Genomic DNA, 22,039 nt, shown 5'->3' on the forward strand with positions numbered 1-22,039 from the left:
GACAAGTGCAAGGCCAGATTACATCAAGGAGAGTACAAATGAGCCAACAACCGATCGGCGTCGTCGGCGCGGGCACCATGGGGCAAGGCATCGCCCAGGTGCTGGTGCAGAGCGGCTTCGATGTGCAGCTCTACGACGTCGCCGACGAGCAGCTCGAGCGGGCCCGCGGCAGCATCGACAAGGGGCTGGGGAAGCTGGTGGCCAAGGAGAAGCTCTCTGATGCCGACAAGGACGCCGCCATGGCGCGTCTGGCCACTTCCACCGCCCTGGATGCCCTGCGTGACTGCGAGGTGATCATCGAGGCCGCGCCGGAGCAGCCGGCCCTCAAGGAGAAGCTGTTCCGCGACCTGAGCCGGCTGACCCATGATGCGATCCTGGCCTCCAACACCTCGTCGCTGTCGCTGACGCGGCTCGCCGCGGTCTGCGAGCGCCCGGAGCGGGTGGTGGGTATGCACTTCTTCAACCCGGTGCCGGTGCTCAAGCTGGTCGAGGTGATCCGCGCCGAGCAGACCAGTGACGCCACCGTGGCGCGCATCGAGAAGTTGACCCAGGCGCTGGGCAAGACCGCCGTGGCCATCGCCGACTCCCCCGGCTTCGCCGTCAACCGCCTGCTGGTGCCGATGATCAACGAGGCGGCCTTCCTGCTGCAGGAGGGCGTGGCCAGCGCTGAGGACATCGACGAGTCGATGAAGCTGGGCGCCGCCCATCCCCTGGGGCCGCTGGCCCTGGCCGACCTGATCGGCCTGGACGTCTGCCTCTCCATCATGGAGGTGCTGCAGGAAGGCTTCGGCGACCCGAAGTATCGCCCCTGCCCACTGCTCCGGCGCATGGTCGCCGCCGGCTACCTGGGGCGCAAGAGCGGCCGCGGCTTCCACGTCTACGAGTAGCACGTCGACAACATCGAGCCACAGCGTCAGGTTCATGTGACGAGGTAATGTGGCGAGGTGATGCCGCGATACGAGCCGGGTGGCGGAGTGCCACCCGGCTTGTTATTGGCTTTCTATAGACGACTGGTCTATATTGTCTGGCATGAATCATTCCGCCGCCAAGCCACGCCGTGGCCGCCCCCCCAAATCGCCGCGTGCCGATCAGGACACGCGCGCCGCGCTGATTCGCAGCGGCACCGAGGTGCTGACCGAGCAGGGGTTCGCGGCATCGGGGATCGACAGTATTCTCAAGCGCGTCGGTGTCCCCAAGGGCTCCTTCTACTACTATTTTTCCAGCAAGGAAGTCTTTGGTCGGGCCATCATGGAGCACTACGGGGCCTATTTCGCCAACAAGCTGGATCGTCATCTGTTGAATACCCGGCTTTCGCCGCTTCATCGGGTGCATGCGTTTGTTGCCGATGCCAAGGAGGGGATGACGCGTCATGACTTTCGCCGGGGGTGCCTGGTGGGCAATCTGGGCCAGGAGGTCGGTGGCCTGCCGGAAGGCTATCGGCAGTGGCTGCGGGACACGCTGGATGATTGGCAGCAGCGTCTGGCGCGCTGCCTGGAAGAGGCGCAAGCGGCGGGGGAGCTTTCCCGAGACGCCGATTGTGGCCGGCTTGCCGAAGCCTTCTGGATCGGCTGGGAAGGGGCCGTCATGCGTGCCAGGCTGGAGCGTAGTGCCCATCCCATGGAGGTCTTCATCCGCTGCTACCTGGACGGGCTGCCTCGGTAACCCTATTTGCATGTCATTAATTAGACGATCGGTCTATAAAGGAGAAGCACAATGTTCAAGGCGATCTTGATCGAGAAAGAGGAAGGTGCCCAGCGGGTTGGAATCCAGACCCTGGACGATGCGCAGCTTCCGGAAGGTGACGTCACCGTGCGGGTCGACTGCAGCACCCTCAACTACAAGGATGCCCTGGCCATTACCGGCAAGGGCCCCGTGGTCAGGAAGTTTCCCATGGTGCCGGGGATCGACCTGGCAGGAATGGTCGAAACCTCGACCTCCGATGAGTTCAAGCCGGGCGACAGCGTCCTGCTGAATGGCTGGGGCGTGGGTGAAGGTCACTGGGGCGGCCTGGCCGAAAAGGCGCGGCTGGAGAGTCGCTGGCTGATCCCGCTCCCCTCTGCCTTCTCTGCTCGCCAGGCCATGGCCATCGGTACTGCTGGCTACACGGCGATGCTCTGCGTCATGGCGCTGGAGAAAAACGGTGTCCTGCCCGGCCAGGGTGATGTGCTGGTGACCGGCGCCAACGGTGGCGTGGGAAGCTACGCCATTGCCCTGCTGTCGCGGCTGGGGTATCGCGTCATCGCTGCCACGGGTCGCCCCGAGGAGGAGGCCTACCTGCGAGAGCTGGGCGCCCAGGAGATCATCGACCGCGGTGAGCTGTCCGAGCCGGGCCGGCCCCTGGCCAAGGAGCGCTGGGCCGGCGCCATCGACTCGGTGGGCAGCCACACACTGGCCAACGTGCTGGCAGCGACGCGCTACGGTGGCACCGTGGCGGCCTGTGGACTGGCGCAGGGCATGGACCTGCCCTCCAGTGTCGCTCCCTTTATCCTGCGCGGCGTGACGCTGGCGGGTATCGACAGCGTCATGAAGCCCCGGCCGGAACGGATCGAGGCGTGGCGCCGGCTGGGTGAACTGCTCGACCCCGAACAGCTGGATGCCATCACGCAGACGATCGGCCTCGAGGACGCCATCGCCAAGGCAGAAGAACTGTTTGCCGGTCGCGTGCGCGGCAGGGTCGTGGTCAGCATGGCCTGAGCCTAGCCCGACAGACCGAGCCCGACAAAAGAGGGGATTGCCGCCCAACCAAGCGTTCGCTAGGGTTGGGCTGTTTTCCTTCCGAACAACAAGCCAAGGAGCCTTCCCATGAGCGACACCCCGATCGAGGTGGTCGATAACGCCGGTATCGTGCGACTGACCATCAGCCGTCCCAAGGCGCTGAACGCGCTGAACAGCGATGTGCTGAGTGAGCTGGAGCGCGTGCTGGCCGAGCTCGAGACCCGTAACGACCTGCGAGCCGTGCTGATCACCGGCGCCGGCGAGAAGTCCTTCGTCGCCGGCGCCGACATCGCCGAGATGCGCGGCAAGACCCCGGAGGAGGCGCGCGCCTTCGCCCGCCAGGCGCTGGCGACCTTCAAGCGCCTGGAGACCCTGCCGGTGCCCACCGTGGCCCTGGTCAACGGTTTCTGCCTGGGCGGCGGCTGCGAGCTGGCGCTGGCCTGCGACTGGGCGGTGGCCAGCGATAACGCCATCTTCGGCCAGCCCGAGGTGCTGCTCGGCGTGATCCCGGGCTTCGGCGGCACCCAGCGCCTGCCGCGCCGGGTCGGCCCGGCCATGGCGCTCGACCTGTGCACCACCGGTCGCAAGATCGACGCCAACGAGGCCCTGCGTATCGGCCTGGTCAACCGGGTGATGCCTCAGGCCGAGCTAGAGGCCTACGTCGAGGAGCTCACCAAACAGCTCGGCGGCAACGGGCCGCGCGCGGTGCGGGCCACCAAGCAGGCGATCCACGATGGCCTGGAGCAGGATCTCGACAGTGCTCTGTCGTTGGAAAACGCCCTGTTTGCCTTCTGCTTCGCCGGCGAGGAGCAGACCGAGGGCATGAGCGCCTTCGTCGAGAAGCGCAAGCCGAACTTCTGATTCCGCCTGCTTTTACCCCCAGACGACGCGGCCGTGGCGGAAACGCCACGGCCGCGCTGTGTCAGTGCCATGCCGCCAGGCGATAAGCAGCGGGGGTGAGCCCGCTGCGGCATCAGAATTCCAGGCGGAATCCCACATCGACCTGGTAGTGGCTATAGCCACTGCGGCCTTCCACGGTCTCGAGAAAGATATAGGCGGCGCGGCCCTGTGCCATCTGGGCCGTGAGCCCGGCCCCCAGGTTCAGGTAGGTGCGTTCCGGGGAGTCGGTGCTCAACGAGAAGGTCGTGTCGGTGGGATCCTCCTGGAAACGGGCATTGATCAGGCGGCTGCGGTCGCTGAATTCATGCTCGAGGCCTACGCGGGTGCTGTAGTGCATGACGCCCCACGACTGGCTGGAGGCATAGGAGAGCCGGACGGCGGCCTCTGCTGTCTGTGACTCGATGGTCTGGCTCTCGATGTGCAGCAGCGCACCCGCACCGAGGTTGTCGGGATGGCTGGGACGCTCGGTGTAGGCGTCGATTTCCCCTCGCAGATAGTTGAGGCTGGCCTCGTAACTGGTCGTCCAGGGGCCCCTGGAGAGATCGTAACCGGCGTTCAATCCCAGGCCATATTCGTTGCCCTTGGGCTTTGCCAGGGCGCTTTGGGTACTGATCGGTTCACTGAAGACGGTGCGCACCGTGTCATAGCGGTTGCGTCCCACCGTGGCAATGCCCTCGAGGTAGAACGCATCGGAAAGCATGCGGGTGCCATACAGGGAAAGGCTGTAGCCATCCACGTCGACACCACCTGCATTGTCGCGCAGGTCCGTGTCGGTTCGCGTGAAGCCCAGGGCGCCACCGACGACGGTGTCATCGGTGAGGCGATAGTCCATGCCGGTGGTGAGGCCGTAGCTCTGGCGGCGGAAGCCGGGCTCCGCCTCGCTGCTGTCGCGGCGGCTTTGCGATGCGGAGCCGTTGACGAAGACGCCCCATTGGCTGAACGCCAGAATGTCGCTGTCGCTGCTGGCGCCACCGCCGAGGATATTGTTGTACAGGCTGGAGGGTGCCTGGCCATCCTGCATGGCGAGGCTGAGGCCGCGGGTGCTTACGCCGGTGGCTCCCGCGCGTACTTCGCTCATGCGGCTGGAAACGTTATCCAACTGCTGTCGCATGGTCTGCATACTGACACGGCCCTGCGAGGCCACTTCATCGGGAGCCAGGCCATCATAGTAGTTGGGACCGGGATCCTCGTCTGCCGCTGCCGCCTCACACACGGTGAGCAGGTCATTCTGCCGGGATGTGCGCTGGCCTGCCGGTAGCTGACGTATCCCGCCGCACGCATTGTTCAGCGTGCGTGCTACCGTACGCTGGCGTTCTGTCAGCCCCTCCCGTAGTGCAGGATCTTCCGGTTCAGGCTCCAGTGGTTCTGGTTCTGGTTCTGGTTCGGGCTCTGGTTCGGGCTCTGGTTCGGGCTCTGGTTCGGGCTCCGGTTCGGGCTCTGGTTCGGGCTCCGGTTCGGGCTCTGGTTCGGGCTCTGGTTCGGGCTCTGGTTCGGGCTCCGGTTCGGGCTCTGGTTCGGGTTCCGGTTGTTCCGGCTCTGGCTGTTCCGGGGGTGGCGCCTCCTGTCCCAGAACTGCGATCGGCAGAGCCATAGCCGTAAGCAGGACGAACAGGCGTGCGGCCCATCCTCCTCGGCATCGACATGCCTGGAGCCGGGCAGGAGAAGTAGCATATGAAGCGCGCTTGCCCGTCAGGCCACGTGAATGGACCACGGCTCTTCCTCCCTTGCTCGGGACGTTCCGCTGTCGATCTCTCGCTGCCTGTCCGCCTGATTCCTGCCGGACTGCTCGAGAAGTGGTTGTTGTAGATGCCTCATTCGAGAGATTAGTCACAGGTTTCGGGCGCTGCCACTGAATTATAGGATGTAATCTGCACGCTCTTTGTGGGTTGCGACCGTGCTGCCACTACCTTTGCTAGAGTGCCCATGCACGTTTCTCAGGGCTCTACTAGACTGGCTAATGTTCAGCGCTGCCAATTGGATTCGGCGCCTCTGCACGTACGAGAAAGGCAGGGAACGATGAGTGAGCAGCAGCATCTCCGGCTCACCGGCCACTTCTCCAATGATTTCCGCATCCTGCGTTTCTCGGGAGCGGAGGAGCTTGGCCGGCTGTTCGAATTCACGGTGGAACTCCTGGCGACCTCCGAGGATATCGCTTTTCCGGACGTACTGGGCGGCAAGCTTACCCTATGTATCAAGCTGGAAGAGCGGGAGCGCTACTTCGATGGTTGTGTCGTGGGCTTTTCCCAGGTCGGCAGGCGTGGTCGGTATGCGCTCTACCACGCGCGACTGCGCCCCTGGTTCTGGTATCTCAGCTTGACGCGGGATTGTCGCATCTTTCAGAACCAGAGCGTTCCGGAAATCATCCAGGCGCTGTTTGCGGAACATGGACAGTCGGATTTCGAGGACGCGCTCTCTCAGGACTACGAAACCCGGGAATACTGTGTGCAGTACCGAGAGAGTGATTTCGACTTCCTGAGTCGATTGATGGAAGAGGAGGGCATCTACTACTTCTTCCGTCATTGCGAGGGCAAGCATGTCCTGGTGTTGGCGGATGCTCCTGTTTCTCATGAGCGAATTCCCGGGTGTAGCGAGGTGAACTTCCTGTCACCGGGCTCGGAAAGGGGACGGGCCCATGACCATGTCTGGGACTGGTGGCTGGGTCAGCAGATCCAGACCGAGCTCTTCGCCCTGCGCGATTTCGACTTCGAGAACCCCCGTAATCCACCGGAAGCCAAGGAGTCCCGTCCTCAGGAACACCAGGCGGGCAGTTATGAGGCCTATGACTATCCCGGCAGGTTTATCCAGGCGTCCCCCCGGGGCAGCCATCTGGCAGCCGTTCGTAGTGATGAAAGCCAGACGCAGTTCGAGTGCGTCAAGGCGATGGGTAATCTGCGGGCGATCATGTGCGGCGGGTTGTTCGAGCTCAAGGGCCATCCCCGTGACGACCAGAACAGGGAATACCTGATCACCAGCAGCAGTGTCGATGCCCGAGCCGCGGAATACGAGGCCACCACCGAGGCTGAGGAAGCCTCGTTCCGCTGCACCTTCTCGGCCATCGACAGCGGCGTCTGCTTCCGGCCGGCATGCGTGACTCCACGCCCGGTGGTGCAGGGGCTGCAGACGGCCCTCGTCGTCGGCAAGCCGGGCGAGGAGATCTGGACGGACCAGTATGGGCGGGTCAAATGCCAGTTCCACTGGGATCGGCAGGGGGCCAAGGACGAGAACAGCTCCTGCTGGGTACGTGTCTCGCAGGCGTGGGCCGGGAGTGGCTGGGGTGCCATGTTTGTGCCCCGCATCGGCCAGGAGGTCATCGTTGCCTTTCTGGAAGGGGACCCCGACAGGCCGATCATCGTCGGCCGGGTCTATAACGCCGATTGCATGCCGCCGTTTGGCCTGCCCGACGATGCCATGGTCGGCGGGGTCAAGTCGAATTCCACGCCGGGAGGCGGCGGCTACAACGAGATCTCGATGAACGATACGTCAGGTGAGGAGTTGGTGCATGTCCATGCCCAGAAGGACCACGATATCGTCGTCGGCAACGACGAACAGCATGCAGTGGGCCATGATCGTACCCGCTCCGTGGGCAACGACGAACAGAGCAGCATCGGCAATGATCGCAGCGAGACCGTTGGCAGCAATGAAACGCTACAAGTTGGAGCGAGCCGTACCGAGGCCGTAGGCGGGAGTGAGTCCGTCACCATCAGCCAGAATCGTACCCATACGATCAGCGGCAACGATGTCCTCAATGTTGTCATGACCCGCACCCAGTCCGTGGGGATCAACGACATGGTCAACGTGGGAGGGGCTCAGGAGACGAATGTCGGCGGCCTCCGTTCGGTGATCGTTGGGGGGCTCCAGAGTACGGCGGTGGGCGCCAGCATGAGCGAAAAGGTGGCCGGCAATCGCGATGAGAAAGTCGGCGGCAATCGCTCGAGCTCGGTGAGCAACAACGATTCCCTCAGCGTGGGCCAGGGCATGACCGTCAAGGTGGGCAAGAACCTGACCCTCGAGGCGGGCGACCAGGTTGTCATCCGCACCGGTAAGTCGAGCATTACCCTGAAGAAGGACGGCTCCATCACCATCCAGGGCAAGGACATTACCATTCAGGGTTCCGGTGGTATCAATGTCAAGGCCAGCAAGAATGTGGTGATCAAGGGCAAGAAGGTCCTGCAGAACTGACCGGGAAAAACCGGCTAAGGAGACTCACCATGACCGACGATCTCGCGGAAGTCGTTCCAAGACAGTGTACCCCGGCAAGCCATGACCGCATCGATGGTGTTGTTATCGGCCGTCTGGTCGGCTTCGATAGGGGCGGCTATCCCTTGGTGGCATTTCCCGGCAACGCCCGGTCCAACCCCGATGACGACACGGGAACCCGTGCCCGTAGCATGACCGATCTGGGGGGTGAGGATATCGGCCGGGAACTGGCGCTGATGTTCGAGAACGGCGAGCCGGGGTGTCCGTTGATCCTGGGGCGGATGCATGGCCCTGTGCATGGCCCTGTGCATGGCCCTGTGCATGGCCCTCTGCATAGCCCTGTGCATAGCCCCGATGGGGCGCCAGGGCGGTCGGGACTGATCGCCGAGACCGATGGAGCGCGCCTGGAGCTGCGGGCCGACCAGGAGATCGTGCTGCGCTGCGGGCGCGCCAGCATCACCCTGACCCGGGCCGGCAAGATCCTGCTGCGCGGGGCCTATCTGCTGAGCCGATCCTCGGGGGTGAACCGCATCAAGGGCGGCTCGGTGCAGATCAACTAGGCTCGGTGCAGATCAACTAACGGGTAGCGTGCCATGGAGCTGATCAACGCCACCCGGATGCAGGCCGGCTACACCCTGGGCATGGAGCCCAGCGGCCGGGAGCATCTGGTGGTGGTCGTCAAGGGGACCTTCGAGTTTCCGCGCAGTGCCGCGCCGCCGCGCCTGGCCGAGGATCAGCTGTCCCTGGTGACGGCGGATACCTTCACCGGCGACCCGGGCCTCTCGGCACCGGTGTTCGAGACCGACTACGTGCCCTGGAAACCCCGTTGCGATGTGCTGCTGCACGGCAGTGCACATGCCCCGGGGGGGCGGCCGGTGGCGCGTGTGCCGGTGGGGCTGCAGGTGGCGGGGATGACCAAGTATCTCCAGATGGTCGGCGAACGCACCTGGCAGGCCGGCCTCATCGCCATCAGCCCGGGGCCGCCGCAGCCTTTCTCCCACATGCCCATCACCTACGATCGGGCCTTCGGCGGCCTGGACGACTTTCACCCGGACGCGAGCAAGCACGCGGCCTACATGGCCAATCCCGTGGGCAAGGGCTATCACCGCAAGCTCAAGGCGGCGCTCGTCGACGGCACCCCCATGCCCAACACCGAGGCGCCGGATCACCCCGTGACGATGCCCAACCGGGACTATCGGCCGATGGCATTCGGCCCGCTGGGGCGTGGCTGGCAACCGCGGCTCGGCTATGCCGGCACCTACGACCAGCACTGGCTGGACGAGGTGTTCCCCTTCCTGCCCACGGACTTCCAGGACGCCTACTACCAGGCCGCCCCCGCGGATCAGCAGATTCCCTATCCGAGAGGCGGCGAGCCCGTTCAGTTGCTCAACCTGACCCCCGAAGGGCGCACCGCCTTCCGGTTGCCCGAGGTGGAGGTCCCGGTGGTCTTCTTCCACAAGGGAGGCGACCGTCACGAGACCCAGGCCGTGATCGACACCGTGGTGCTGCTGCCGGAGGCCGGCCTGTTCACCCTCAGCTGGCGCGCCAGCCTCCCGCTGCGCCGGAGCATCTTCGAGATCCCCCAGGCGCTGGCGGGACGCATGTCGCGTGGCTGGTGGCGTGCCCGCGAGCTGGGCAAGGCGTACCACACCTCGCTGGCCTCCGTGGTGCGTACCAAGCGCTCCGGCGAGATGGGAGACGAGCCATGATCGCGCCGGTGCTGGCGATCCTGGCCACGGGCATGGTCACCGGCGTGGGGCTGACCGCACCGGCCGCCTGCGCGGCCATCCGCTGCGCCATCGACAATTTCCAGGAGACCCGCTTCATGGATGCCGGCGGTGAGTGGATCCTGGGCTGTGAGGTGCCCCTGGAACAGCCATGGCGGGGCCGAGTCAAACTGGTGAAGATGCTGGCCATGGCCCTGCGGGAGTGCCTGGAGAGCGTGCCGGGCCTGGATCCGGCGGCGACACCCCTGCTGCTGGGCGTCGCCGAGAGCACCCGTCCCGGTCGCCTCGATGGGCTGGACGAGGCACTGATCCCCGAGGTGGAGGCCGAGCTCGACCTGCGTTTCCATCCCGGCTCTCGGGTTATCGCCGGTGGGCGTATCGCGGTGGCGGCGGGGCTATGGCGAGCCCGCGAGCTGCTCGCCAGCCGAGCCTGCGACCGGGCCATCGTTGCCGGTGTCGACAGCTTGCTGAGCGGGCCGGCTCTCGCCGCCTATGAGGCTCGCGATCGGCTGCTGACCAGCCAGAACTCCAACGGCTTTATTCCCGGCGAAGCGGCCGCGGCGCTCGTCGTCGAGTTGGCGCGCCCCAGCGAGACGCCGCAGCTGCTGTGCATGGGCCTGGGCTTCGGCACCGAGCCGGCACATGTGGAGGCCGAGGACCAGCCCCTGCGGGCGGACGGCCTGGTGGCGGCGATCCGTAACACCCTGGCCGAGGTGGGGACCACCCTGGCGGCCACGGACTTCCGCATCGTGGATGTCTCCGGCGAGCAGTATGGCTTCAAGGAAGCCGCCCTGGCGCTGGGCCGGCTGCTGCGCGAGCGCAAGGCGGAATACGACATCTGGCACCCGGCCGACTGCATCGGCGAGGTAGGCGCGGCCATCGGTGGCGTGATCCTCGGCGTCACCCGTGCCGCCGTCACCAAGGCCTACGCCCCGGGCAATCACGTGCTCGCTCACTTCGGCAACGACGACGGCCGCCGCGCCGCCGCCGTCCTGAGCTACCAGCCGGTGAGGGCTTCCTGATGGGCAATGATGTCTTTGCCAACGGTCGTGAGATCTCCTGCAAGGCGGCAGACGGGAAGGCCATCGCCGCCTTCCCCGATGTGTGCATGACGCCCCCGGAAAATCCGGCCACCCCGCCCGGCGTGCCGGTGCCCTACCCGAATACCGGCATGGCCAAGGATGCGACCAGCGGCAGCAAGAACGTCAAGATCTCCAGGAAGGAGGTGATGCTGAAGAACAAGTCCTACTTCAAGAAAAGCACAGGGAACGAGGCGGGAAGTGCGGCCAAGAAGGGGGTGGTGACCAGCGTCAATCGGGGGAAGGTGTATTTCACGGCCTGGTCGATGGACGTGAAGTTTGAGGGAGAAAACGTTGTGCGTCATTTGGATTTGACGACGCATAATCATGCTTCTTCGCCTGGTCAAACTCCGCCATGGCCGTATGCCGATGGTGCCAGCGTATCGGTTGGTGATCCTTGCAAAAAAGAAAAGCGAAAGGTCCAGAAGCACTGTGATCCTGAGAAAGACTGGAAGAAGAACTGTCCCTCGCCTCCGCCCTCTATCGGACCTAGCCCAGGAAAGGGTTCGCCGGCTATGTCTGCATGGCAGGTTAATAACAAGGCACGCCTCGAACTTTTCGACGACTTCTCTCAAGCAGTAAAAAAGAACAACTGTCTCAACGCGCGTAAATGCATGTTGGTCAGCAAGTCGCAGTCGGAGAATGGCAAGGAGTGTTGTCCTGGACAAACTGGTGATCATCTGATCGAGGGCGCGAGTTTTGAGGGCCTAGCAGAGTGGGGGGCATATAAGTACTCTGCGGCGCCTACCGTCTGCGCTGAGGGGCCGAGCTGGCACACGGGAAGCCATCGAGATCTGAGCTTGTATCGACACGCGGCGACAACAAACCTCTCAAAGGATGGAAAATGGTCGCGTAAAAAAGCAACCCGCGTGGGAGCCAAGTCTGTGCGCATGGCGTTTCCGCGGTCTGGTTGCTCGCAAAAGTGCATCGAGGCACAGCTGAACAAGTATCACGACGGCAAGTGCAGCGTGACCCCTGAGACAGATATCGATGCAAGCTCGAATGCGCCTAAAGATGCCGTTCTTCAAGACGTTGCGAAACACTTGATGGGGTTTTGAATGGATAAATCTCAATTCAGTTTTATCGACGGCGCTATCATCGATTCAGCAACCATTCGCCTTATCGGTATTGAGGACGCTCGGGCGGAGAGTGAGGCCCCGCATGGCCTGATACTGACGCGGCGCGGCGGCCAATGGCTTGCGGTCGGAATCGGAGAGCGATTGGTCTCGTGCACCACGACACTAGTGCCGGACTACGCCTTCATAGCGATTGCCGAGTCCGGTCGAGAAGTGGACATCGGCAACAATACTCTTCGACAGGAAGTCGTGGCACTGGGTGAACACTCGCCTACTTCGAATGGCCCTTTGACCGCAGTGCGGGCTATTGCGGACGGACACGTGTTTTGTGTCGGTACTGCGCGCCAGGCCTACCGGAAGACGGGCAGCTCGAGCTGGGTCAGAGTAGACCAGTCCTGCAAGCCGAAAGATCCCGAATCGCGTAGCACGACAGCTTTCCTTTCAGTCGACGGCTTCTCCGCAGAAGAGGTTTATGCAGTCGGGTGGGATGGAGAGATATGGAGGTTTGATGGATCTGTTTGGCATCAGATGGACTCACCAACCAACGCTGCATTGCATGGGGTGCATTGTGCACCCAATGGTATGGTCTATATCTGCGGTAAGTGCGGCACTCTTCTCAAGGGGCGGGAATCTGTCTGGGATATCTTGGGTCAGTCCGATACGGAGGAGGACTTAAGAAGTGTTTGTATGTTTGAAGGCGTGCTTTACGTATGCAGTACGAATCTTGTCTACCGATGGCGTGATGAAGAATTGGAGGTGGTCAAGATGGCTTCTCCTGTCTCCTCGGCAGGTCGGCTGACCGCCACCGACCAACGGATGCTTTCAATTGGACTCAAGGACGTTACGATTTTCGATGGCCAGGATTGGCATCAAATCATTTAAAAACGGTTGAAGTTGTCGGGTTGGAGAAGAGGAACAGAAGCCGAATGCTCGTGACGCTGCATTTCATCAAGCATTCCCGAAGTGGAGCGACTGCCGGCTACTGGGCTCCCCATTCAAACTGTACCGCTATAGAGGCCTTCGCCATGCGTTACTTACTGCCTGCCGCGCTTCTGTTCGCCAACCTTGCCTGTACCGCGCCGGAACCTCAGAAGGCGCTGGATGACAACGACTGGTGATAATAATCTTGTGCGATCCGAGGATTGATTGACGTGGTCACTGTGATGTATTTGCACGCCATTGAGAAGGTGGTCGATCAGCACGCTGAAGAGAGTGCTTTTCTCTGGCTTCTGCGTGATGAGGCTGTTGCTGCGCCGCATTATTCACTACTCGACTTGGCTAAGTTGGACAAGCGTGTCGAGGCCCACCTCGACGGCCTGCGCATCGCCGGCGACGCTGGCTGGGACGTCTGTGCTGCAGAGCTCGCCCACGAGGAGCCCGGCGAGGTCTTCGCCGCCGCGATGCTGGCCCTGGAAAGCGGGGACGCGGCGCGTATCCGGCGCGTCTACGAGGTGGTCGCTTCGGCCCCCGAGACGCAGCACGGGCTGGTCTCGGCCTTCGGTTGGGTCGATCGCGCCTGTTGGCGCGGCGAGGTCAGGGATCTGCTGGTGGCGGACTCACCCTTCTGGCGTCGGCTGGGGCTGGCGGCGGCGGCCACCCAACGGGTGGATCCCGGGCGACCGCTGCTGGAGGCGCTGGAGGCCGGTGAGCCGGCCCTGTGCGCGACGGCGCTGCGGGCGGCCGCACGCCTGGGGCGTGCGGACCTGCTGCCGGCGGTGCAGGCGCAGTTGACCAGCGACGACGAGGCGGTGCGCTTCTCCGCCGCCTGGGCGGCGACCCTGCTCGGGGATCGCGGCGCGGCGCCTCGCGTGGCCCTGGCATGCGTCGAGGCGGACCACCCGTTGTTCGCGGCACCCGCCCTCAGGGTGGCACTGCGCGCGCTACCGCCCAACGAGGGGCAGCAGTGGCTGGGGCATCTTGCCCGGCAGCCGCACACGCTACGCAATGCGGTGGTGGCCTGCGGCATCCTCGGTAATCCGGTCAATGTTCCCTGGCTGCTGGAGCAGATGGGCATACCGGAGCTCGCCCGCGTCGCCGGCGAAGCCTTCACCCTGATCACGGGGGTGGACCTGGCCTACGAGGACCTCGAGGGGGAGTGGCCCGAGGGGTTCGAGGCCGGCCCCACGGAGAACTCCGAGGATGAGAACGTGGCGATGGATGCCGACGAGGATCTGCCCTGGCCGGAGCCGCGCCTGGTGGCCGACTGGTGGTCGCAGCACCAGGGTCGCTTCGCGGCCGGGCAGCGTTATCTGCTGGGGCGCCCCCTGACGCCGGAGCACCTGCAGTGGGCGCTGTGCCATGGCAGACAGCGTCAGCGCGAGGCGGCGGCCCAGGAGCGCAAGCTGCTGAGCCCCGGCGAGCCATTGTTCGAGACCCGGGCACGGGGAGACGTGCAGCAGCAGTGGCTGGGGTTACCTATCAGAAATATCTGAGATTGCCCCTGGCTGGATGTCAAAATAACGCTGGTTTTTCAGTCGCTTGGTTGTATCTTCGGGATGACATCTTTTTCGTACGGTTACGCGCCGGTACAGGTGCTATACCTGATAAAAGCAGGATGCAGCATCTAGGGTCTGTCCGGAAGCTGGCTGTGCTCGGCCATACGGCGTTAAACATCGGCTCAAAGTACTCATTTACACCCCGTAAACTCCGTCTTTTCGCCGATGTTTGCCTTGTCTGACCTGAGCTTGCCGACTTTTCAGACAAAGCCTGGTACTCCCTCGGCGTCGTTTCGCTTCTGCTTCTTGCTTCTGTAGTGCAACGGGGAAGGCGGTATCGCCGAGGGGCATAAGGCATATCGCGAACACTCTAAACGGGGATCCTGTCATGGATCTGCAAGCGTTGCTCGAGCCGCATAGCGTGGAGCCGCCGGCAGGGGTGGATCTGGATGCTGCGGGCGAGATACTCGCCCTGGACATGTTGGCCAAGTGGGGGGTGGCCGAGGAGGAACCCGAGTGGGAAGAGTTGCGGTCGGCCTGTCTCGTGGCACTGAACAAGAGCCATGACCTTCGCCCCGCTGTCTATCTGACGGCCGCGTTACTTCACACCCATGGAATATCGGGCTTCGCTGATGGACTGCAACTGCTCCGCGGCTTGTTGGAGCAGTACTGGGAGTCGCTGTTTCCGCCATTGGACGAAGACGGCGATGCCATGGAGCGCTCCAGTGCGCTGTTCAATCTCACCAACTTTCACAAGGTCCTGAAACCGCTGCGCAATATTCCCCTGGTGGAGGACCGCGCAGTGGGCCGGTTCAGCCTGCAGGATATCGAGATCGCCGAGGGCAAGACCGGGGCGCCCGAGGGGTATGGGGGGGAGTTGCCCCAGGTGGGGTTGATCCAGGCGGTGTTTCAGGCCGTCGGTCAGAAAACGTCACGGGAAGTGGCGGTGGCCCTCAGTCGGGCCGTGGATGAGTTGGACGCCATCGAGAACCTGTTTCGGGAGCACGTTGGGCCCGAGCAGGCCCCCGATCTATCCCGCTTGAAGGAGCAATTGCAGCGGGTCGGCGTGGCGCTGCGTACTTATATGCCCAAGGGGGGCCTAGCCGGGGCCGATACCGAAGCGAGCGAGGCAGCAGGCCCTCGGGCGTTCGAGGGTGAGATGGCAGCCAGCCAGCAGGCGGGAGCCGCCGTCCCTCTGCCATCGGCCATGGCAGGCGACATCCAGAGTCGGCAGGATGCCGTGGCCGCCATGGAGGGTATTGCCCGATATTTCCGTCGCCATGAGCCATCGAGTCCGATCCCCCTGCTGATGGAGCGGGCGCAACGGCTGGTGGACATGGACTTCCTGTCTATTCTTCGGGATGTGGCGCCCGATGCCGTGGCCCAGGGGGAGAAGCTGCGCGGCGACGACAAGACCGAGTGACGATGCCTCCTGGGCAGCGCGAAGAGGCCTGAGACGTCGCCTGAACAACAGCACTGAAGGGGGTACGCAATCATGGTCAAGCCCAGTTCCCAGAAATTCATCGCCCGGAACCGGGCACCACGGGTGCAGATCGAGTATGACACCGAGCTGTACGGTGCCGAGAAGACGGTGCAGCTGCCATTCGTGATGGCGGTGCTGGCCGACCTGGTCGGAGACAGCCAGGAGCAACTGCCGCCGGTGGATGGTCGCAAGCTGCTGGAGATCGACGTCGACAACTTCGACCAGCGCATGAAGGCGCTTCGTCCCGGCCTCCAGTTTGCGGCGCCGAACCGCCTCACCGGCGAAGGCAATCTCGCGGTCGAATTGGAACTCGAGAGCATGGACGATTTCTCGCCGGCGGCGGTGGCACGCAAGATCGAGCCGCTGCGGCAACTGCTGGAAGCCCGGCAGCAACTGGCGAATCTGGTGACCTACATGGATGGCAAGTCCGGTGCCGAGGAGTTGATCGCCAAGGTCCTGAACGATCAGGGTCTGCTCGAGACACTGGGCGCGACGCCGAAGGGCGACGACGAAACGCAGAGCGAGGGCTAAGTCATGGCCGAGACAGACACCGACAAGGCGCCGCAGAGCCAACCCGAGGCGGAAGCGCTTACTGCCGACGACTTCAGCCAGCTGCTGCAGAAGGAGTTCCGGCCCAAGTCCGACCGGGCGCGCGAAGAAGTGGAGACGGCGGTCAAGACCCTGGCGGCGCAGGCACTGCGGGAGACCACGGTCATCTCCGATGATGCCATCAGCACCATCAATGCCATCATCGCGGAGATCGACGAGAAGCTCACCGACCAGGTCAACGAGGTGCTCCACCACGAGAAGTTCCAGGCCCTGGAGGGCGCGTGGCGGGGCTTGCACCATCTCGTCAACAATACCGAAACCGACGAGATGCTGAAGATCCGCTTCATGCCGATCAGCAAGAAGGAACTACACAAGACCCTGCGCAAGTACAAGGGTACCGCCTGGGACCAGAGCCCGATCTTCAAGCGGATCTACGAGGAGGAGTATGGCCAGCTCGGTGGGGAGCCGGTGAGCTGTATCCTCGGCGATTACCACTTCGACCATGGACCCCAGGACGTGGAGCTGCTGTCCGGGATGGCCCAGATCGCCGCGGCCGCCCATGCCCCCTTCATTGCCGGCGCCGATCCCGGGTTGCTGCAGATGGACTCCTGGCAGGAACTGACCAATCCCCGTGATCTGACGAAGATCTTCTCCACGCCCGAATATGCCGGCTGGCGATCGCTCAGGGAATCGGAGGACTCCCGATACCTGGCCCTGGCGATGCCGCGTTTCCTGTCCCGGCTACCCTACGGAGCCGCCACCGAGCCGGTGGAGGAGTTCGATTTCGAGGAAGATACCGCCGGCCCCAACGCGAGCAAGTACACCTGGGCCAATTCCGCCTATGCCATGGGGGTGAACATCAATCGCTCGTTCAAGCTGTATGGCTGGTGCACGCGGATTCGTGGCGTCGAGTCCGGTGGTGCCGTGGAAGGCTTGCCGGTGCATACCTTCCCCAGCGACGACGGCGGTGTCGACATGAAGTGTCCCACCGAGATCGCCATCAGCGATCGCCGTGAGGCCGAACTGGCCAAGAGTGGGATGATGCCGCTGATCCATCGCAAGAATACTGATGTGGCGGCCTTCATCGGTGCCCAGAGCCTGCACAAGCCGGCGGAGTATGACGACCCGGACGCCACGGCCAATGCCCGGTTGGGGGCCAGGCTGCCGTACCTGTTCGCCACGACACGTTTCGCGCACTACCTCAAGTGTATCGTTCGCGACAAGGTGGGCTCCTTCAAGGAGCGCGAGGACATGCAGAAGTTTTTGCAGGGTTGGATCATGAAGTACGTCACCGGCGATCCCGCCAATGCCACCGAAGAGACGAAGGCACGCAAGCCCCTGGCGGCGGCCGAGGTGCAGGTCATGGAGGACGAGGCCAATCCCGGCTACTACACCTCGACTTTTTATCTCCGGCCGCACTATCAGCTGGAAGGGCTCAGTGTCTCGCTACGCCTGGTCTCGAAGTTGCCATCCGCCAAGGGCAAATGAAGAGTGCGGATAATGGAATAAGGGGCTGACGAGGAGGTCGGGAGTATGGGGCCGGGCTGGATGTGTCCAGGGCCGGCGATGCAGTGGAACGGGTAAGGGGAGTTAAGGTGTCATGGCTGTAGACATGTTTCTGAAGCTGGAGGGCATCGATGGCGAGTCCGCCGACCATGCCCACGAAGACGAGATCGATGTGTTGTCCTGGAGTTGGGGGGCGAGCAACTCCGGCACCATGCATATCGCCCGCGGCGGGGGCGCCGGCAAGGTCAGCTTTCAGGACCTCAACATCACCAAGTACGTGGACAAGGCCTCAACAGGGATCATACAGGCGGTGGCCGTCGGCAAGCATGTCCCGTCAGCCACGCTGACCGTGCGCAAGGCCGGGGGCGATGAGCCGATCGAGTATCTGGTGATCGAGATGAAGAGCGTCCTCGTCAGTTCCTATCAGACCGGCGGCTCCCAGGGCGAGGAGCGGTTGACGGAGTCCATCACCCTCAACTTCGCGGAGTTCAAGGTGATCTATACCCCACAGGACAGCGACGGCACGGCGGAGGCCGAGGTGGACTTCGGCTACAACATCGCCAAGAACGAGACGGCTTGAGGGCAGGGGCACGTAACTGTCAACGGATCGGCCGGTGCGGGTGCCGGGCCGTGGTCCGTCGTCGCGTGGGTGCTGATCGGGAGCGGGGAACATGCCGGAACTGGTGAACAAGGAAGCCTTGCAGCCGTCCCTGCTGGACCGGTTGACGGATCGCGCCCGCTTCCTCGAGTGGCTCGGCCTGGCCTATCGGGACGCGGCGCTCGAGGAGGCGGGCCTCACCCGCGACATGATCCGCGACATGCTCGGCACGCTCGGCATCGAGCGAGTGGCGGATGAGGACAGCGAGGGTATCGAGGGCTGGCAGAATCGCCCGGAAATCCGTTCCTTTCGCCAGGTGCTGGAGCTTCGGCCACGGCCCCAGGCGCCGCCACTGGCGTCGCTGGTGGACGTTCGGCACCGTCGCCTGGTGCCCAATCGGGACGAGTCCCGTGATGATCGAGTGATCTCGTCTCGACGCCTGCGGCAACTGGTGCTTCGAGATCTGGGCTGGTTGCTGAACACCGGCTGCATGGCGGACCTGGTGGGGCTCGGGGAGTACCCGCATATCGAACGCTCGGTGCTCAACTATGGCGTGCCGGACATGGCGGGCACGCACCTGACGGGGGCCGATGCCCCACTGCTGGCGGATCGGCTGCGCAGCGCCATCGAGCGATTCGAGCCGCGGCTTCGGCATGTGCTGGTGACACCCGTCGAACCGGGTGCCGAGGGCAGGCTCAATACCCTGGCCTTCCTGATCGAGGGCGAACTCTGGGGGCAGCCGTTACCCGAGCCGCTCTACCTGCACACCGAACTCGATCTCAGTGATGCCTCGGTCACCGTGCGTGAGGTGGCGGGGCATTGATGGCTTCCCGACTCCCAGGCGGATGCTATGGACCCCAGTCTGCTCAGGCTCTATGAACAGGAACTGCGCTACATCCGGGAGATGGGGGCCGAGTTCGCCCGGGACTATCCGAAGATTGCCGGGCGCCTGGGCATGGAGGGGCTCGACTGCGCCGACCCCTATGTCGAGCGGCTGCTGGAAGGATTCGCCTTCCTGACGGCGCGGGTCCAGCACAAGATCGAGGCACGCTTTCCGGAGTTCACCCATCGGCTGCTCGACCTGGTCTATCCGCATCTCACCGCCCCGCTACCGTCCATGGCCATGGTGGTCCTGCAGCCGGACCTGGCGGCCGGGACCCTGGATGCCGGGTACCGCATTCCGGCCGGGACGGCCCTGCGCAGTCAACTGGGCAAGGGCGAGAAGACTGCGTGTGAGTATCGCACGGCCCACGAGGTCTGCTTGTGGCCCCTACGGCTGGCCCAGGCCCGTTACCTGGTCAACCCGGGGATGATGGCGGCCCGTGGCGTGCCGATACCCGCGGGCATCCGTTCGGCCATTCAGCTCGAGCTCGAGCTGACCCATGGAGGCAGCCTCGCCGACCTGCCCCTCGATCGCCTGGCGTTTTACCTGCATGGCGGCGACGAGCTGCCCATGTGGCTCTACGAGATACTGCACGGTGCCTTCGCCGGCGCCTGCCTGCGCGATGATTCCGATCGGGAAGCCAGGGTCGATCCCGGCATTGGCATTCGCCAGCCGGGGTTCGACCGCCGGGAGGCGCTGCTGCCCTCGGTGAGGCGCTCCTTCGATGGCTATCGGCTGCTACAGGAGTACTTTGCGTTCCCCCCGCGCTTCCTGTTTGCCGAGCTCACCGGCCTGCAACCCGGGCTACGTCGGCTGGCCGGAGACCGCCTCGAGATCACGCTGCTGTTGCGGCGCACCGATCCCCGCCTCGAACACGCCCTGGATGCGAAGGCCTTCCGGCTGAACGTGACGCCGGCGATCAATCTGTTCCCCTATACCGCCGACCGCATCACCGTGAAGCCGGAGGCGACCGAGTTTCATGTGGTGCCGGATCGCAATCGACCCTTGGACCTGGAGGTGTACCGGGTCGAGGGCGTCACCGGTTATACCCACAGCCGGGAGGGCGGCTACCCCTTCCACCTGTTCTACCGCGTCGGGCGAGGCGTGGACGAGGCCGAGCCCGGCGCCTATTTCCTCGTCTCGCGACGACCGCGGCTGAGCTCCACCCGCCAGCGGCGGCGCGGGAGCCGCACCGGTTATCTCGGCAGTGAGGTCTTCATCTCGCTGGTGGACGAGCGGCATGCCCCCTATTCGGCCACCCTGCGCCAGCTCGATGTGAAGCTGCTGTGCAGCAACCGGGACTTGCCGATCCAGATGGCGGTGGGCAGGGGCGCGACGGATTTTACCCTGGAGACGGCGGCACCGGTGGAATCGGTGCGTATCCTGGTGGGGCCGACGCGGCCCAGGGAGGCGTTCCAGTCCGGTGAAACGGCCTGGCGGCTGGTCAGCCATCTGTCGCTGAACTACCTGTCCCTGCTCGATGAGGAGGGCGACGGGGCCCGGGCGTTGCGCCAGCTGCTCGATCTCTACGTCGACCCCAGGGGCCCAATGGCGCGTCATGTGGAGGGGGTGGTGTCCATCGCATCGAAGCCCGTCGTGGGCCGCATGCCGGTCAATGGTCCCATCTGCTTCGGCAATGGACTGGAGTTGCGGCTACGCCTCGACGAGGACGCCTTCACCGGCGTCGGGGCCTTTCTGCTCGGCGCCGTCCTGGAGCGCTTTTTTGCCAAGTATGTCTCCGTCAACAGCTTCACCGAGACCGTCGTCGAATCGCTGCAGCGTGGTGAGATCATGCGCTGGCCGGTGCGAGCGGGCATGAGGGAGGCACTATGACGTTACCCAGACCCCAGGCGACGCTGCCGCGATCCCTGACAGAAGCACCGGAGCGGTTCACGCTGTTCGCGGCCCTGCGCTGGGTCGAGGCCAGTGCGCCAGATCACCCGCGGCTGGGGCGCAGCCGGCGGGTCGCCGAGGATGTGGTCCGCCTCGCCCAGGTGCCCTCGCTGCGCTTCGCGCCGGGTGAGCTCACCCATATCGAGCCCGGCCTTATCGAGCATGGAAAGGTGCCCCGGCTTTACGCCGAGGGGTTCGGCCTGCTCGGGCCCAATGGTCCGCTGCCGCTGCATCTCACCGAGTATGCGGATGAGCGCCGCCGCCTGCACCAGGACCCGAGCTTCGCCGATTTCCTCAATCTCTTTCATCACCGCCTGGCCTCGCTGTTCTATCGCGCCTGGGCGGATGCCGAACCGGCCGTGGAGGCGGATCGCCCCGACAACCGGTTCTTCTGGTACCTCGGTGCCCTGGTCGGCCTGGGCACGCCGGGCCTGCAGGGGCGCGATAGCGTGGGCGATCGCGCCAAGCTGTATCGGGTCGGCCGCTTCGCCGCCATGGCGCGCTGCCAGGAGGGACTGGAGGACATCCTGGAGGATCATTTCGGGGTCTCGGTCAGGGTGGTGCCCTTCCAGGCCCGCTGGCTGGATATCCCCGAGCACGAGCGGTTGTGCCTGGGGCGCGGTCGAGCGGTCGGCCGATTGGGACGAGATGCCAGCCTGGGACGCCGCTCATGGCAGTGTCAGTTCAGTTTCCGGGTGGTGCTCGAGGCGCTCACCCGAGTGCAATACGAGACCTTTCTACCGGGGCAGCCGGGTCTGACCGAGCTGGGTGATCTGGTGCGCGCCTATACGGGCGGCGAGCTCAGCTGGGACCTGGAACTGCGGCTGAAACCCCGTCAGGCGCCGTTGCTGCGGCTCGCGCGTGGGCAGCGGCTGGGCATGTCCACCTGGCTCGGGCGGCATGCGCATGACCATGTCGCCCAGGCCCTCATCCGTGATGCGCACAGGCGCCGTGGCGTCCCCCGGCGTGGGCCGGGAGCAGCCGGCGAGGGAGGTTAG

The 22,039-nt window shown here is 64.2% G+C and carries 20 protein-coding genes; 19 read left to right on the plus strand and 1 reads right to left on the minus strand.

Annotated elements, in window-relative coordinates:
* Nucleotides 1–38 precede the first annotated feature (38 nt).
* The 4 genes from ACM26W_RS06300 (at nucleotide 39) to ACM26W_RS06315 (ending at nucleotide 3,576) form a co-directional block, all read left to right on the plus strand.
* Entirely contained in the window at nucleotides 39–887 is an 849-nt protein-coding gene (locus ACM26W_RS06300; RefSeq protein WP_416139983.1) for a 3-hydroxybutyryl-CoA dehydrogenase, read from the plus strand.
* A 142-nt stretch (nucleotides 888–1,029) separates the two neighbouring features.
* The gene (locus ACM26W_RS06305) at nucleotides 1,030–1,662 is read left to right on the plus strand and encodes a TetR/AcrR family transcriptional regulator (protein WP_416139984.1); all 633 of its coding nucleotides are present in this window, start codon (nucleotides 1,030–1,032) and stop codon (nucleotides 1,660–1,662) included.
* 51 nt (nucleotides 1,663–1,713) lie between these two features.
* On the plus strand, nucleotides 1,714–2,694 hold the full coding sequence (locus ACM26W_RS06310) for an MDR family oxidoreductase (protein WP_416139985.1): 981 nt from the start codon (nucleotides 1,714–1,716) through the stop codon (nucleotides 2,692–2,694).
* A 108-nt stretch (nucleotides 2,695–2,802) separates the two neighbouring features.
* Entirely contained in the window at nucleotides 2,803–3,576 is a 774-nt protein-coding gene (locus ACM26W_RS06315; RefSeq protein WP_416139986.1) for an enoyl-CoA hydratase-related protein, read from the plus strand.
* A gap of 112 nt (nucleotides 3,577–3,688) precedes the next feature.
* On the opposite strand, the gene ACM26W_RS06320 is transcribed toward ACM26W_RS06315, so the two are convergent.
* A complete protein-coding gene (locus tag ACM26W_RS06320; protein ID WP_416139987.1) occupies nucleotides 3,689–5,206 on the minus strand; it encodes an autotransporter domain-containing protein in 1,518 nt (505 codons plus the stop codon).
* A gap of 425 nt (nucleotides 5,207–5,631) precedes the next feature.
* Between ACM26W_RS06320 and ACM26W_RS06325 the strand changes: the two genes are divergently transcribed.
* The 15 genes from ACM26W_RS06325 to tssG all read left to right on the plus strand — a co-directional run bounded on the left by ACM26W_RS06325 (nucleotide 5,632) and on the right by tssG (nucleotide 22,039).
* On the plus strand, nucleotides 5,632–7,794 hold the full coding sequence (locus ACM26W_RS06325) for a type VI secretion system Vgr family protein (protein WP_416139988.1): 2,163 nt from the start codon (nucleotides 5,632–5,634) through the stop codon (nucleotides 7,792–7,794).
* A gap of 29 nt (nucleotides 7,795–7,823) precedes the next feature.
* Nucleotides 7,824–8,372: a DUF6484 domain-containing protein gene (locus tag ACM26W_RS06330; RefSeq protein ID WP_416139989.1), complete on the plus strand. Its 549-nt coding sequence runs from the start codon at nucleotides 7,824–7,826 to the stop codon at nucleotides 8,370–8,372.
* Between the two features lie 33 nt (nucleotides 8,373–8,405).
* Nucleotides 8,406–9,521 (plus strand): DUF2169 family type VI secretion system accessory protein, encoded by a 1,116-nt coding sequence (locus ACM26W_RS06335; protein ID WP_416139990.1) that lies wholly within the window; start codon nucleotides 8,406–8,408, stop codon nucleotides 9,519–9,521.
* Complete coding sequence (locus ACM26W_RS06340) at nucleotides 9,518–10,561, plus strand: hypothetical protein (RefSeq protein ID WP_416139991.1); 1,044 nt, start codon at nucleotides 9,518–9,520, stop codon at nucleotides 10,559–10,561. The genes ACM26W_RS06335 and ACM26W_RS06340 overlap by 4 nt, the downstream gene beginning before the upstream one ends.
* Complete coding sequence (locus ACM26W_RS06345) at nucleotides 10,561–11,676, plus strand: PAAR-like domain-containing protein (protein ID WP_416139992.1); 1,116 nt, start codon at nucleotides 10,561–10,563, stop codon at nucleotides 11,674–11,676. The genes ACM26W_RS06340 and ACM26W_RS06345 overlap by 1 nt, the downstream gene beginning before the upstream one ends.
* Nucleotides 11,677–12,576 carry a hypothetical protein gene (locus ACM26W_RS06350; protein ID WP_416139993.1) on the plus strand — a complete coding sequence of 300 codons (900 nt, stop codon included), beginning with the start codon at nucleotides 11,677–11,679 and terminating at the stop codon, nucleotides 12,574–12,576.
* A gap of 44 nt (nucleotides 12,577–12,620) precedes the next feature.
* The gene (locus ACM26W_RS06355) at nucleotides 12,621–12,812 is read left to right on the plus strand and encodes a hypothetical protein (RefSeq protein WP_416139994.1); all 192 of its coding nucleotides are present in this window, start codon (nucleotides 12,621–12,623) and stop codon (nucleotides 12,810–12,812) included.
* A 45-nt stretch (nucleotides 12,813–12,857) separates the two neighbouring features.
* Nucleotides 12,858–14,126: a TIGR02270 family protein gene (locus ACM26W_RS06360; protein WP_416140829.1), complete on the plus strand. Its 1,269-nt coding sequence runs from the start codon at nucleotides 12,858–12,860 to the stop codon at nucleotides 14,124–14,126.
* A 391-nt stretch (nucleotides 14,127–14,517) separates the two neighbouring features.
* On the plus strand, nucleotides 14,518–15,552 hold the full coding sequence (gene tssA, locus ACM26W_RS06365) for a type VI secretion system protein TssA (RefSeq protein WP_416139995.1): 1,035 nt from the start codon (nucleotides 14,518–14,520) through the stop codon (nucleotides 15,550–15,552).
* A gap of 72 nt (nucleotides 15,553–15,624) precedes the next feature.
* Entirely contained in the window at nucleotides 15,625–16,143 is a 519-nt protein-coding gene (gene tssB / locus ACM26W_RS06370; RefSeq protein WP_416139996.1) for a type VI secretion system contractile sheath small subunit, read from the plus strand.
* A gap of 3 nt (nucleotides 16,144–16,146) precedes the next feature.
* Entirely contained in the window at nucleotides 16,147–17,649 is a 1,503-nt protein-coding gene (tssC, locus tag ACM26W_RS06375; protein WP_416139997.1) for a type VI secretion system contractile sheath large subunit, read from the plus strand.
* Between the two features lie 124 nt (nucleotides 17,650–17,773).
* The gene (locus ACM26W_RS06380) at nucleotides 17,774–18,247 is read left to right on the plus strand and encodes an Hcp family type VI secretion system effector (protein WP_416139998.1); all 474 of its coding nucleotides are present in this window, start codon (nucleotides 17,774–17,776) and stop codon (nucleotides 18,245–18,247) included.
* 91 nt (nucleotides 18,248–18,338) lie between these two features.
* The gene (gene tssE / locus ACM26W_RS06385) at nucleotides 18,339–19,088 is read left to right on the plus strand and encodes a type VI secretion system baseplate subunit TssE (protein WP_416139999.1); all 750 of its coding nucleotides are present in this window, start codon (nucleotides 18,339–18,341) and stop codon (nucleotides 19,086–19,088) included.
* Between the two features lie 27 nt (nucleotides 19,089–19,115).
* A complete protein-coding gene (gene tssF / locus ACM26W_RS06390) occupies nucleotides 19,116–20,981 on the plus strand; it encodes a type VI secretion system baseplate subunit TssF (protein ID WP_416140000.1) in 1,866 nt (621 codons plus the stop codon).
* The gene (gene tssG, locus ACM26W_RS06395) at nucleotides 20,978–22,039 is read left to right on the plus strand and encodes a type VI secretion system baseplate subunit TssG (RefSeq protein WP_416140001.1); all 1,062 of its coding nucleotides are present in this window, start codon (nucleotides 20,978–20,980) and stop codon (nucleotides 22,037–22,039) included. Before tssF ends, tssG begins: the two co-directional genes overlap by 4 nt.

It is taken from the genome of Halomonas sp. HK25 (assembly GCF_047795635.1).
GTDB lineage: Bacteria > Pseudomonadota > Gammaproteobacteria > Pseudomonadales > Halomonadaceae > Halomonas.

Bases quoted from the DNA above. Each gene is read 5' to 3' on its own strand.
- ACM26W_RS06310 (WP_416139985.1), top strand. From the start codon at position 1,714: ATGTTCAAGGCGATCTTGATCGAGAAAGAGGAAGGTGCCCAGCGGGTT.
- ACM26W_RS06330 (WP_416139989.1), top strand. From the start codon at position 7,824: ATGACCGACGATCTCGCGGAAGTCGTTCCAAGACAGTGTACCCCGGCA.
- ACM26W_RS06315 (WP_416139986.1), top strand. From the start codon at position 2,803: ATGAGCGACACCCCGATCGAGGTGGTCGATAACGCCGGTATCGTGCGA.
- tssF (WP_416140000.1), top strand. From the start codon at position 19,116: ATGGACCCCAGTCTGCTCAGGCTCTATGAACAGGAACTGCGCTACATC.
- ACM26W_RS06345 (WP_416139992.1), top strand. From the start codon at position 10,561: ATGGGCAATGATGTCTTTGCCAACGGTCGTGAGATCTCCTGCAAGGCG.
- tssG (WP_416140001.1), top strand. From the start codon at position 20,978: ATGACGTTACCCAGACCCCAGGCGACGCTGCCGCGATCCCTGACAGAA.
- tssB (WP_416139996.1), top strand. From the start codon at position 15,625: ATGGTCAAGCCCAGTTCCCAGAAATTCATCGCCCGGAACCGGGCACCA.
- tssA (WP_416139995.1), top strand. From the start codon at position 14,518: ATGGATCTGCAAGCGTTGCTCGAGCCGCATAGCGTGGAGCCGCCGGCA.
- tssE (WP_416139999.1), top strand. From the start codon at position 18,339: ATGCCGGAACTGGTGAACAAGGAAGCCTTGCAGCCGTCCCTGCTGGAC.
- ACM26W_RS06350 (WP_416139993.1), top strand. From the start codon at position 11,677: ATGGATAAATCTCAATTCAGTTTTATCGACGGCGCTATCATCGATTCA.
- ACM26W_RS06340 (WP_416139991.1), top strand. From the start codon at position 9,518: ATGATCGCGCCGGTGCTGGCGATCCTGGCCACGGGCATGGTCACCGGC.
- tssC (WP_416139997.1), top strand. From the start codon at position 16,147: ATGGCCGAGACAGACACCGACAAGGCGCCGCAGAGCCAACCCGAGGCG.
- ACM26W_RS06320 (WP_416139987.1), bottom strand. From the start codon at position 5,206: ATGGCTCTGCCGATCGCAGTTCTGGGACAGGAGGCGCCACCCCCGGAA.
- ACM26W_RS06325 (WP_416139988.1), top strand. From the start codon at position 5,632: ATGAGTGAGCAGCAGCATCTCCGGCTCACCGGCCACTTCTCCAATGAT.
- ACM26W_RS06355 (WP_416139994.1), top strand. From the start codon at position 12,621: ATGCTCGTGACGCTGCATTTCATCAAGCATTCCCGAAGTGGAGCGACT.
- ACM26W_RS06380 (WP_416139998.1), top strand. From the start codon at position 17,774: ATGTTTCTGAAGCTGGAGGGCATCGATGGCGAGTCCGCCGACCATGCC.
- ACM26W_RS06335 (WP_416139990.1), top strand. From the start codon at position 8,406: ATGGAGCTGATCAACGCCACCCGGATGCAGGCCGGCTACACCCTGGGC.
- ACM26W_RS06305 (WP_416139984.1), top strand. From the start codon at position 1,030: ATGAATCATTCCGCCGCCAAGCCACGCCGTGGCCGCCCCCCCAAATCG.
- ACM26W_RS06300 (WP_416139983.1), top strand. From the start codon at position 39: ATGAGCCAACAACCGATCGGCGTCGTCGGCGCGGGCACCATGGGGCAA.
- ACM26W_RS06360 (WP_416140829.1), top strand. From the start codon at position 12,858: ATGTATTTGCACGCCATTGAGAAGGTGGTCGATCAGCACGCTGAAGAG.